Origin of the sequence: Paenibacillus sp. FSL R7-0210 (genome assembly GCF_038009085.1) — a bacterium.
Classification (GTDB): Bacteria; Bacillota; Bacilli; order Paenibacillales; family Paenibacillaceae; genus Paenibacillus_AQ; species Paenibacillus_AQ silagei.
Genome location: NZ_JBBPAR010000001.1, coordinates 7246016 through 7258924, shown reverse-complemented (window position 1 = coordinate 7258924; position 12909 = coordinate 7246016). Strand labels below are relative to the sequence as shown.

Below are 12909 nucleotides of genomic sequence, written 5' to 3'. Positions count from 1 at the left end.
AACCTCTTTTATGTAGTTAATACCCAGATGACAACTCATCGATATAAAATACATTGATTTTTTCACAGCTGAAAACTCCGAGTAAACTATTGTATCTCTAATAGCTTTTTAAATAAAAGTTTATTTCTTATGCCTGTATGTGCCCTCGTTGCGATTATCGATTTGTTTAGCAGTATATGCAGAAACTTTTTTTTCCCTTGAATCACGATTAATAAAACCTTTTTTATTTAACGAGAAGAAGTATCCCGCCGCGATCTTTAGCGTCCGTAATGCCTGACTAAACATTTTAACATTTGATACTTGGTCATCCTCTCTCCAAGAAATCGGAAAGAACTTAACGTCAAATTTATAGGATGAATTTGCCAAAAGCATATAACAATTAAACATCAAACTATCTGAAAACTTTTCATAAAACCTACTCTTGAGCATGCCTGTTTTATACATATTCAACCCTGAGCCAAGATCGTAAATCCGCTTACCTGTGGATATCGAAAAAATAATATTGTATATTCGATTACCGAATGTTCTAAATTGCGAATAACCTTTAAGTTTAGAACTCTTCATAAACCGAGCTCCTAAGCAACAATCAAAAGCTCTATACTCCCTCGATTTAAGCAACGGCATAATATCATGAATATCGCCTTGATCATCACCATGTAGAACGATAACGTAGTCAAAGTCATTATCTTGCGCATAGTCAAAAGCGACCTTATGAGATCCCCCCAACCCAAAGTTGTCATCGTTTCTTAATAGGGTCAGAGGTATTTTTATTTTTTCAATATAACTCAAAACTACTTCTTCTGTACGGTCTGTACTTCGATTATTAACCACTATTACTTTAGATATATACTTCATTACTTCATTGTCCAACTGTCGAAGTACCCTTACAATTTGTTTTTCACAATTATATCCCGGAATAAAAAGTAAAATCTTTTCCATACTCGACTTCCTTCCCTTTCCTAACAACGATCAGTACGAAATTCGCTTTACAAAATCAAATTGTTCAGTGTCATCAAGGTAACTTTGTATTCCTTTAGACTCCCCTACTGAATTGTTCCCTTCAAATTCATCACATAAATTTTTGAGCTCTTTTGCTATTGAATCTGGACTAAGATTTCCAACAGATCGAATGTTATTATGGAGCGCTGAAAGATCTTTATTCTCATAACTATTAGTTAATACCAACATACCAAAGTGAGCCATTTCCAATGGAGGGTAGCTGGGGTGTGGAGAAATCATTAAAGAGATACCAACAGCGCTTTCTTTTAATTCATTAGCATAATCTTCAAGAGACATCTTTCCTCGAGATCTAATAGTTATACTGTTGCCCAGTTCTATATCGTTATGCTGTTCTCCAGCCGACGTAATCTCCCATTCAGATACATTGGGCTGAAGCCAAACCCAACTCCTTAACGCTTCTACTATTAAAGTAAAGGCATTTCTAGCGACAGAGGGTCTACCATAAATCAATATTTTCTTTTTTTTAATCATTTCTTTATGAGGCACTAAATAGTTCTTTAAAGAAACATTAAGTTTAGGCTCAAAGCAGTATTCCTCAGAAAATTTGAATCCATGGTTATTAAAAAACTCTTTTAATAAACTGGAATTAAAGATAGCTATCTGATCACCCTTATAGGAGTAAGTGCTTAGAGCTAAAGAATATTGACTTGACCAAGAATAGAAGCCCGGCTCAAAATCCTGAATAAAATAAATGATTTTCGAGGCTTTTTGATTATATACTTCAGCTTGCCATTGAACAATTCTTTGTGCAAAATAGGCTGTCCACCAAGAAGTTGCGATAAATACATCCTGTCTTCCAACTGGAATTGTTTTATTATATCTATCATTAAAGGGAACAATTTGCGATCTGACTTCAGTATCTTCTAAAGATGTAGCCAAGGTATAGTCTTTAAACCTCCCCATATCTTCGCTTCCTGGAGAAGCATCAGTGGCAATAATTCGTCTAGCGGACTTCTCTTCAAATGCCCATAATTGATCAAAAAAATGAAGGGCAGTGGAAATACCACCAAATAGATGCTCTTGATTTATAGAAGGAACGAGAAGATTGATTCTTCTCTCATTATGCTCAGAAGTTCTTGCATTAAAAGGAGTAATTTCTCCAATGTGCGTATTCAAATATGAACTTACCGTAGATTGGTATGCTTTTTTTATTGTCTTGTTATTTTTCGCTTTTCTGGCAATATACTCAATAAATCTTGACATATTTATCATTCTCCTTGAGCTAACTTTGGTGCAACGCTGCTTAAACTCAAGTTCTTATTATAATATGGGTCGCCTTTTTCTAGATAAGGTCCATAAAAGAACTTGGATAATTCAAAGTCAATTGGAGGAATATATGATGATCTTGATTTGGACTCTAAATGAAACAATCTAACATGCGGATCGTAGATATTCACCAATCCGTGTTCCAATGAGCGCAATGAAATCTCAACATCACTCCCACAAATAATGAACTCCTCATTAAATAATCCTATTTTATCTAATGTCCTTTTGGAAATTGCAAGGCAAGCTCCTGTAGACGCCGTCACGTTTCTTGTAACCATTGGTGATACATATGGTGATCCGAAATGATTAGGTTTCATCCCTTTAAAAATATGATCTGCCCAACCTCCTAATCCTATTACAACACCTGCATGCTGAATTGTATTATCTTCATAAAGTAGCAGACCTCCTACTGTCCCAACATCCTCACGCTGAGCCTTCTCCATTAAACGTTGTATCCAATCCTCACTTATAACTAAAGTATCATTATTCAAAAAGATATATACTTCTCCATTTGATTCTCTTATACCATGGTTATTGAGTTTAGACCAATTAAACTCATAATTCGCATCAATGATTCGCACGACAGATCTTGACTGTTGCTGCTGGAACCACTCAAATGTTTCTGGTTCTACAGAGTTATTATTAATAATGAGAATTTCATAATTAGGGTACGTTGTCTTTTCCAGGATACTTGAGATGCACGGCTCTAACAGTTCCACTTTGTCCTTGGTAGGAATAATAATGCTTACTTTTACAAGATCGGTTTTAAATCTGCTGTCATATACAAATAGATAATCATCCTCAGTAGCGTAAGCATTCTCTTCACCAAATACTCTTGCTAAATGTTCATTTAATGCCGCTAAACCAGCAGTATGTGCATAAGGTTTGGAGTAGGGATTGGCTGCTGTAGACGTTTCGAGTTCCCTCCAAGAATATAGTACTTTTGGAATATGGTGAATCTTCTGAGCACATTCGCTCATTCTTAAAACCAGATCATAATCTTGACTTCCATTAAACGCTGTTCTAAAACCTCCAACCTTGTTAAACAACTCTCTTTTAAATACAAGGAAATGTCCAATGTACATTTGAGATCTCAATAAATCTGGAGACCAATCAGGTTTGTGCAGTGGGTTTTTCTTAATTCCATGAATGTCCACTTTATCTTCGTCAGAGTACATAATATCTGCATCGAACTCGTTAATCGCTTTAACTACTTCAAATAAAGCATTTGCAGCAATTTCATCATCGTTGTCCAAGAGCGCTATATATTCCCCTTTCCCAATGGAAACGGCCTTGTTAGAAGCATCTGATATTCCTGAATTTTCATCTAATCTCATTATATTAATACGCGAATCCTTAATGCTCTCCAAATACTGAAGAGTTTCTTCATTGGTAGAGCAATCATCTACTATACAGATTTCCCAATGAGGATAAATTTGATCTTTAACAGATTTGATGGCTATATCTAACCATTTAGGAGCCACATTGTATACAGGAATGACTAGCGAAATTAGCGGTTTCTTGAAAAACAGATCAATTTCAGATTTCATAAGCTCAGAATCATCAAAGCTGATATCGCGAGTTACATAATTTGAAGTTAGTTCTCCAACAGTCATTACAGATTGAATTTTATTATTGAGCGAATGTAAGCCATTATGACGGATCTCTTGTATACCTTTTTTTGCCAGTTCAGGATTATTTTTCAACTTTTTAATTATGCTCATGCTTAATCTGGCCTTATTACGAATAGCTTTAGGCACCAGTTTTTTTATTCTATTTTTTATACGAAGCTGTTGGGAAACATACTCGAGTTGGCTAATATATTCATCTCTAAGTACTAAAGTTTCCTGTGAGCATTCTATTTCTTGTTGCAGGCTGCTTAACTCTTGTTGTGACCGTTCCAGTTCTTGTTCCAAACTAATAAGCTTCTCTTTTAATCCCAATACATCTTTCTGAACAACATTTATATCTAGAGTAAACTGTTTTGTAATATTATTTTTCTCAACTTTTAAAGACTCATTTTGGCATACCAGTTCTTTTTGTTCGTAAATTGAATTTGCTAGTTCATTACTTAACCGTCCAACTTCTGCACTTAATTCTTCACTCTTCCGTTCCTGAGTTCTTAATTGATTATTCAGGTTGTTTATCTGTTGGTCCTTTTGAATAATTTCCTCTGTCTTAGCTACATACTCTTTATGAGTTAAATCATAACTACTCAAATTAACCAAATCAATTTCGAGTTGAGTTAGTTTCTCAAACAAAGTTGGGTCGAGTCCTCGTTTACTCCGCCCGTTTACAAAGGCTGTTGCCTTATTCAATAGTTCCTGATTTTGGGATACAAGAAAAAAATTTCGATAGCTCGGTTCTCCGTAATCCGCGTTATATATATAGTTATTGTAGTAATCATCAATGGTTGCCCTATAATCATATAGGGATGATCTTCCTGCTGCCAAAAAATGAATTTTAATCATTTTTTCCCACACATTTAAACTTCCATGTGAAAAGTTCAAGTACGGCAAATGATTATTATTTAAGTAATTCGTCAATTTCTCAATCTCAGGAAGTCCATTTTCACGGTGTTCTTCAAGCCATTGATAACTAAATCCATACATGGTTTCAAAAAATTTATTGGCTCTAATTTCAGCTTCTTCAACACCCGGGGTATTAAACGGCGCTGCTAGAATAAAGCCGTATTTAGAGACTCTCATCAACTCTGAAACGAAAGCGTCTCTAAGTGGATCACTAATATGTTCAAACACATCTAGCGCTACAATAAAATCAAATTCGTTATCCTCAAGGGGCATATTAGTCGCATCGCCTTCAATGTACGAAGGATCCTGCTTCAAATGTTCTGGAACAACAATATCTAAATAAGTAAGAACATCATCTTGAAGAAATTTTTCAAGATTTTTATGTTCGTTAGCCCCTACCTCCAAAATCGAAAAAACTTGTCCAACTTCGCGAACAGTATTTATTAAATCAGAAGTATGCATATATCGCTGGTATTGGTCGAATGGTACTATCATCAATAACAACTCCAATTCTAAGTACTGTGAATTTATTTTGAAATTTCCCAACTATGTTCAATATAAACAAGACCTTCTGAAAAGTATTTATTTACAACTGTAAAACTTACTACTTCCTGTTTATAATCTAAACATACTATACCTTCATTATTAAATAGACCCACATCAATATTATAAGTCCCCCCAAGTAATGGTAACTTAGGGATTATATACTTCACCCTGTGCCGTCCCAAAGTATTTGGCACTTCTACTTTTTCCAGATAAGTATTAGGTCCAAAAATATATTCTCTGTCTGGAGTATACAACGCAACGCCAAGCAATAAACCTTGGATAACCTTGTCATATATTTCATATTCTACCCGGACTTCCACCTGATCAAAAGTTTTAAATTTATTTCCGTTAATATTGACTTTAGAAACTGAAGCTACAATATCAGGATTGCTAGGGAAAATCATCTCCTCATCAATATTCCCTTCAAATTCAGTATCATTTATATTCGTGTTACTACTCTCAGAATCTTCGCTTTCGCTATTATATTTCATATAGTCCTCGTACATATCTACAATTTCACTGGACTCTCCTATCGCTTTAACCTCTCCATCTTTCAACCAGACAGCTCTGTTACAGAATCTTTTCACTTGTTCCGTAGCATGAGATACAAAAAGGATAGTCGTTCCACCTGCCTTAAGCTCTTTCATTTTTTCAATACACTTCATTTGAAAACGCACATCTCCAACTGCCAATGCCTCATCAACTATTAGAATATCCGGATCAACATTGATAGCCACAGCAAACGCTAATCTCGCAAACATACCGCTAGAATATATTTTTACTGGTTGATCAATAAATGATCCAATGTCAGCAAAGTCTATGATTGCATCCATTTTTTTATCAATTTCGTTTCTGCTTAGACCAATCATCAGACCATTTAGATATATGTTCTCTCTACCTGTATATTCTGGGTTAAAGCCCGCTCCTAATTCAAGAATTGCAGACATTCTTCCATTAACTTGGATGGTGCCACTAGTTGCAGATAATACTCCAGTTATCAGCTTTAACAAAGTCGATTTTCCCGAACCGTTTCTACCCAAAATACCGAGAGCATCTCCTTTATTGATTTCAAAAGAAATCCCATTTAAAGCATTGAAATTTTCATGATACTGCTTTCTATTAGGAAATACGGACTCTTTAAGACGATCTGTAGGTTTTTTATAAAGCTTATATGTTTTTACAACATCCTTAACTTCAATCATGATCTCCATTTTCTAACCCCTCTTCTTATATGACATCCGCAAAATGGGGTTTTAATTTCCCAAAGGTTTTAATACCTACACCAAGAGCTGCAAAACAGAATAACCAGAAATAAAAGGTCTGATAAGGATGATTATAGAATGCTATATGTGAAATAAAGCTATCTCTAAAACCCTCTACAATGTAAAACATCGGATTAAGTTTAAAAATAAATAACCATGAGGAGGGTAACATAGTATAAGACCATCCTATAGGTGTAAACCAAAAGCCCATTTGTAGTACAATCATTATTATTTGATTTAAATCTTTAAAAAACAGAACTAACGCAGAACTAAAGATACTGATTGAAATAACTAATACAACAGAACAAAATACGTAATAGATGATTTGAAGATTAAATATTGAAGGGAAATATCCGTAAACGCTATAAATTATGAAAATAAAGAGCAAAAAGAAAACATGAACAAAAAAGGCAGATGCAATTTTAACCATAGGTAACAATTCAATTTTAAATACGACCTTTTTGACAAGATAACTATATTCAGAGAATACATTCGTTGCACTAGAAAATGCCTCTGAAAAGAAAAACCAAGGTACTATTGCAACCAAGAACCAAAGAATAAATGGCATTTCTGAAACATTCCCACTTCTCAACCCTACCTGAAATACGAACCAATATGTCGCAATTGTCATCAATGGTTGAATAAATCCCCACGTTACTCCAAGATATGATGAGGCATACTTAGTTTTGAAATCATTTCTCGCTAAATTCATCACCATACTTCTACCTAAATAATTCATTTTTATGAAGTGTAATACGTCTTTAATAGTTAAACAGACAAAGCTTATTAATAGCCCCACTAAACAACTCACAAAAATATTAATTATATTTTTAATCAAAGATGTTCCCTGTAAACTTTCATCAATTACAGATTTAATCGAGAAAGCGATATATGGGTCCCCCCCTTGGGTTATCAGCGATAAAGATGTTTCATTTTTAGACGAAGTTACTAATTGATTTTCATCATATGCTAAGTTTTGCAAATCCATCTTCACATCTATATTTCCACTAACAATCAAATTTTTCATATTCAACGTTGTAACCTTAGTACCAAAATCGAGTCGTACGTTGGTTGCGTTTTTAGGTAATTCCACCTCCATATTTACCCACTCAAAAGTTTTTACATATGGAATATGGAAGGACTTCTCTTCAGACCACTTCTCTTTAGGATTAGTTAAATAAAACAACTGGTAATCATCTGCGATATCTGATTTAACTTGAAAGCTTATATTAATTTTCGCATTATCAGATTGATAATTTCTCACAAAACCAAACACAATAAATGAAAAAACTATAAATAATAAAACAAAGATTATTTTTTTGCGATTCATCAATGTAACGTTCCCTTCATCCATTTACTTTTACTCACCAAGAGACTTACTTCAGAAAATGAGCCCATACACTATGTTCAATAAGTGAACATAGGCATAGGCCAAGTAATCTTATTTTCATTATTAAAGTGCATTGCTAACAGTATTGGGAAGACTATATTAATAAAAATATGCTAAAATAGCTCTTAGCTTTTGTATTTTCGAAAAAGGAGATTATAAACGTGTCGAAACCAGTATACGGTAAAAATGCGGTTCAGTCGAGAAATGTTGAAAAGATATCCAGTTACATATGGGCGTTAGCTATAGGATTTATTGTTTTTTTGGTCTGGGCCCCGTTTCAAGTAGGATTATTTAATGGGCAGCAGATTGACTTTGAGAAGCCGATCTATCTGTCTTCACTCCTAAGCAGCCTGTTGCTGCTGGTGTGGATAGGCCTATACTTCACCAAGTTCAGACTGGAGGGACAGCGTGATGCGCTGGCTGTGGCCTCGCTGCTGTTGCCTGCTACCTATGCGTTGTCGCTTATTGGCGCTGCTTCGCATTATATGGCGATGAACCTGCTGTTTGTACAGAGCATGTATGTCGCAATATTCATTATAGCGTTATATTTGCTCCAGCAAAAGCAACTAAATGTTGTCATTCAAAATGCCATTCTGGCGATCGCTTATTTCATCGTCAGTTTCGGTCTGCTGAACTGGCTTGGCAGCTGGAAATTTGCCGGGGGGCTGATAGGCTGGTTCTCCAATACGGTGCGTGATGGTAAATATTTAGATGCAGTCATGACGGACTCTAACGGGCTGCGTCTGACCTCCATTTTCCAGTATGCCAATACTTATGCAGCCTTCCTCATGGCCTTCCTGTTCGTGGCAGTGTATGCCCTGGTACGCTCCAAAAAGTGGTATGGTACGCTGACGCACAGCTTCATGCTGGTACCGATTATCGTATCTCTTCTGCTGACCTTGTCCCGTGGGGGACTTGTCATGCTGCCTGTAGTGTTCATCCTGCTCCTGTTGTTCCTAAAGCCTGCGCAGCAGATTCTCTGGATTATTCATCTTGCGCTATCTGGCCTTGCGGCTCTGCTGGTTACCAACCCGCTGACAACACTTGGAACAGAACTAAACTCGGCTTTTAACTCCTCGGCTGCGCTTAAGGCGTGGGCTTACCTGCTTGGAGCCTCAGCGGTGGTGGCAGCTCTGGGCTGGGTGATTCAACGTTATATGGCTCCTTGGCTGCAGGACAAGCTGAGTAGCTCGGAAACCCGTAAATTCACGGGTCTTTGGATTCCACTTGGCTCAGTTGTAGCTGTGGCTATCATTGGTTTCTTGCTGATCGGGACAGGCTTGAAAAGTATTTTACCGGATAATATCGAGACTCGCCTGGAGAACATTAACTTCAAACAGCATAGTGTATTAGAACGTTTTACTTTTTATAAGGATGCTATGAAGGTAGTGAAAGATTATCCGGTTCTCGGATCAGGCGGGGGTGGCTGGTCTGCCTTATACGAAGAGTACCAGAACAACCCTTATATAAGCCGTCAGGTCCATAATTTCTTCCTGCAGTATTTAATCGAAGTCGGGATTGTCGGGTTCATTGTGTTTATGGGCTTTATCGGATATATTTTCTTCAAATACATCCGTGCCTACCTGAAGCGTGACAAGGATGAGTTCAATAACGGGTTCTTCTTCTACATTATTGCGCTATCTATCCTTGTACACAGTCTGCTGGACTTTAATATGAGTTATGCATTTATGGGTATTCTGGTGTTCATCGGTTTAGCTGGAATGGGCGCTGTAATAGATAACAAACCGCTCCGCCAGAGCTGGAATAAAGCCGGAATTCGGATGGGATACATGGCTGTACTGACCATCGGGACGATATTCCTGCTGTTCCTGTCGATCAACTACATCGGGTCCAGCGATGCTGCTCTCAAGGGTAAAAATTTAGTTTCGGTTAGTACTTCCTATGAGGAGATCAAAACTCCTTTGGTCAAAGCATTAGATGCCCGTCCATACCATCCGGAAGCAGCATTATACTTGTCCACTCTTGACATGCAGGTATTCAAGCAAATTCAAGATGAGCAGTATCTGTCTGAAGCATCCAATGTGTTGACGCGCGCTCTGAAAGATGAGCCTTACAACAAAAATCTGTTGGCTCAATTGGCCAGCTATTACGATCTGAAGGGCCAACCTGACATGGCATTGGCAGTATACAGTGACAATGCCTACAAGTTCAACTGGGATATCACTTGGTATGAGTCATTGATAAATCGTGCCCAGACACTTGCTACAGCAGCTAGTGAGCAGAAGGATGAGGCCAAGAAACAGGAATACCTCACCGCTGGACTGGATGCGTATAAGCATGTTGTGGATGGCGTAGAGCATTTAAAAACCTTGCCTCCTGAGCAGCTGCAGGGCCGTCCTTTCTCAGTTACCCCTGCCATTGCACTAAATGTGGGTAAGCTACAGGTCATCTCAGGACAAAATGATGTGGCTGCTGCTACGTTGAAGCTTGGTTTAAGTGACGATTACAGTGATACCGCTAACCGCGAAGTAGCCCGCTGGTATTTGGCAGCACTGAAGAAAGCAGGAGCAGCAGTCGATCAGCCAGTCTATGACAAGCTGGTTGCCGCAGATCCGGCTGAGGCCGCAGCCATTGAGGCTGTTGTGAATACGCAGTACTGATCGGAATAACAGAACAGATATACAAAAAAGCGGCTTACTGTCTGAGTACAGTGGGCCGCTTTTTTATGATTAAAGGGGGGAAAGCAATAAGTATGAACATAAGTGTAAATAGATTGAACTTGAAAATTCATGTTAAGTGAAAAGTGGCGGAGGAAAATTTGGGAACTGAAGGAGCGGTAGCGACCGGAATTCCTAACACAAAAAATCTCTCTAGTCACGACCAATCCCAAAACATAGTTTTTTACCTGCTAATCAGTCTCTCCTCGTTCTCAATAACTTCCTTCAGATACTCTAGCAGCCCTTCCTTAAGCTCCTCATGCTGAAGCGCGTAATGAATGCTTGTCTGGATAAAACCCATCTTCTCGCCGACATCATGCCGTCTGCCTTCAAAGTCGTAAGCTATTATCCGCTCCACTTCGCTTAAGCGTGAGATAGCATCAGTAAGCTGAATTTCCCCACCTACACCTACCTGCTGCTCACCCAGCATATCGAAGATACGCGGAGTCAGTATATAACGTCCCAGGATCGCCAGGTTGGATGGAGCGTCCTCACGCTTAGGCTTTTCTACAAGCCGGTTGGCTTTATAGACACGTTCTGCTAATTCAGATCCGTCTACCACCCCGTAACGGGAAACATCCTCCCAAGGTACGGGTTGAACGCCGACGATGGAGGATCTGTACTGCTCGTACACTTCGATCATCTGCTTCAGGCAGGGCTTGTTCGACTCCACGATATCATCCCCCAGCAGGACGGCAAAGGGCTCGTTACCGATGAACTTCCGTGCACACCAGATAGCATGTCCCAGGCCGCGCGGTTCTTTTTGGCGGATATAGTGAATGTCGGCCATCTCTGAGGATTTGCGTACCGACTCCAGAAGTTCCCACTTCTGCTTCTCTGCCAAATTGAATTCCAATTCGAATGAATTATCGAAATGGTCTTCGATTGCGCGCTTGCCTTTACCCGTCACAATAATGATATCTTCAATCCCAGAAGCAACTGCTTCTTCCACAATATATTGAATCGTTGGTTTGTCTACGATGGGCAGCATTTCTTTGGGCATCGCTTTGGTCGCAGGCAGGAAGCGTGTTCCCAGACCGGCAGCGGGAATAATCGCTTTACGGATCTTCATCTCATATCTCCTTTAACAGATATACTCATAATCTCAATTATAACAGTTCCTGCTGATTTTGGGCAGTATACTGAGGCAGGGACAAATAGGGACAATGATCTCTGGGTGAACGCCCGGCGTTGACGTTCCCAATGGATGTTGATATAACAGCACTATACAGCACTTCCATTCGAAGAGGAGGGTATCCATGTTAGACTTATCCAGTCCGGTATGGCAACAGCTGCACGGCCCTTTTGGTACGGCTGAAGCGGTACCCGGGTTATTGCAGCAGTTGCAGGACGATTATACCAAAGAAATTAAGGACGAGCTGTACTGGGAGCATCTGTTCCATCAGGACACGATTTACAGCATCACTTTTGCCGCATTGCCTTATTTGTCGCAGATTGCCACGCAGTCGGATGATCCTGAAGTTCGATTGGATATCTACGTGACCTGCGGGATCTTCGTGACGAATCAACTAACAGTGCAGAGCGGAAATCTTCCTTCTGAGTTTGCTCACCAGAACCCGCCGCTTGCTGAGGAGCTTGTCCAAGAGATTTATACGGCCTACCTCACTGCTATTGAATACCTGGGCAACCTGTCGGAAGAGATCTTCCGCTATGCGGAATCGGCACAAAAGGATGACCAGGAGAAGCGATACATCCTCGCTGCGGATGCTGCTTACCGGGGAGATCGGGCAGTAGCGGGTATATTGTTGACCTATTCGGAAGGCGATGAATACATGGTCGGATGCCCGAGCTGTTATGAGGAAATGTATATCTGGCCGGATGAGAACAGCCCCGGGATGACCGCCTATTCTGACGACCCGGTATTCAGCGGCAAGGAGAATGGTCAAGCTGTTACGCCTTCCGAGATTGGCAGTGTCCGGCCGGAAGACAGCCCGTTAGCACGCCTATGGCAAGCAGCTCATACCATCAAGAACGGTCAGCTGATGGAGCAATTGCCTTATCTCACCGGAAAGGTGAACTGCCCGGCCTGTGGTGAAGCTCTGGACATCTGGCCGGAGCTGTTGCCGTTGTAAGGGAGCACGGGTGGATAAAAGACTTGGCGGGATAGTTAGGGATACAAAAACAGACCCGGCAGAATCGGGAGCCATCTGATTGGATGGCCCCGATTTCTGCCGGGCCTTTTATTATGGCCTTAG

8 protein-coding genes are annotated in these 12909 nt (G+C 39.4%); 2 read left to right on the top strand and 6 right to left on the bottom strand.

The features are described from left to right. Positions 1–120: 120 nt before the first annotated feature. Genes MKY64_RS31015 through MKY64_RS30995 form a run of 5 tightly spaced genes read right to left on the bottom strand, consistent with a single transcriptional unit; the run spans position 121 to position 7979 of the window. Positions 121–939 carry a glycosyltransferase family 2 protein gene (locus MKY64_RS31015; RefSeq protein ID WP_340957806.1) on the bottom strand — a complete coding sequence of 273 codons (819 nt, stop codon included), beginning with the start codon at positions 937–939 and terminating at the stop codon, positions 121–123. A gap of 30 nt (positions 940–969) precedes the next feature. Next, the gene (locus tag MKY64_RS31010; RefSeq protein ID WP_340957804.1) at positions 970–2223 is read right to left on the bottom strand and encodes a rhamnosyltransferase WsaF family glycosyltransferase; all 1254 of its coding nucleotides are present in this window, start codon (positions 2221–2223) and stop codon (positions 970–972) included. A gap of 5 nt (positions 2224–2228) precedes the next feature. Continuing rightward, positions 2229–5312, bottom strand: a complete 3084-nt coding sequence (locus MKY64_RS31005) for a glycosyltransferase (protein WP_340957802.1) — start codon at positions 5310–5312, stop codon at positions 2229–2231. Between the two features lie 32 nt (positions 5313–5344). Beyond that, positions 5345–6574, bottom strand: coding sequence for an ABC transporter ATP-binding protein (locus MKY64_RS31000; RefSeq protein ID WP_340957801.1), 1230 nt, complete (start codon positions 6572–6574; stop codon positions 5345–5347). A gap of 16 nt (positions 6575–6590) precedes the next feature. Next, positions 6591–7979 (bottom strand): ABC transporter permease, encoded by a 1389-nt coding sequence (locus MKY64_RS30995; protein WP_340957799.1) that lies wholly within the window; start codon positions 7977–7979, stop codon positions 6591–6593. 197 nt (positions 7980–8176) lie between these two features. Between MKY64_RS30995 and MKY64_RS30990 the strand changes: the two genes are divergently transcribed. Next, positions 8177–10636, top strand: a complete 2460-nt coding sequence (locus tag MKY64_RS30990) for an O-antigen ligase family protein (protein ID WP_340957797.1) — start codon at positions 8177–8179, stop codon at positions 10634–10636. 241 nt (positions 10637–10877) lie between these two features. On the opposite strand, the gene galU is transcribed toward MKY64_RS30990, so the two are convergent. Then, positions 10878–11765 (bottom strand): UTP--glucose-1-phosphate uridylyltransferase GalU, encoded by an 888-nt coding sequence (gene galU, locus MKY64_RS30985; protein ID WP_339311798.1) that lies wholly within the window; start codon positions 11763–11765, stop codon positions 10878–10880. A 187-nt stretch (positions 11766–11952) separates the two neighbouring features. Here galU and MKY64_RS30980 point away from each other — a divergent pair, with 187 nt between their 5' ends. Then, positions 11953–12786: a hypothetical protein gene (locus tag MKY64_RS30980; protein ID WP_340957794.1), complete on the top strand. Its 834-nt coding sequence runs from the start codon at positions 11953–11955 to the stop codon at positions 12784–12786. Positions 12787–12909 lie beyond the last annotated feature (123 nt).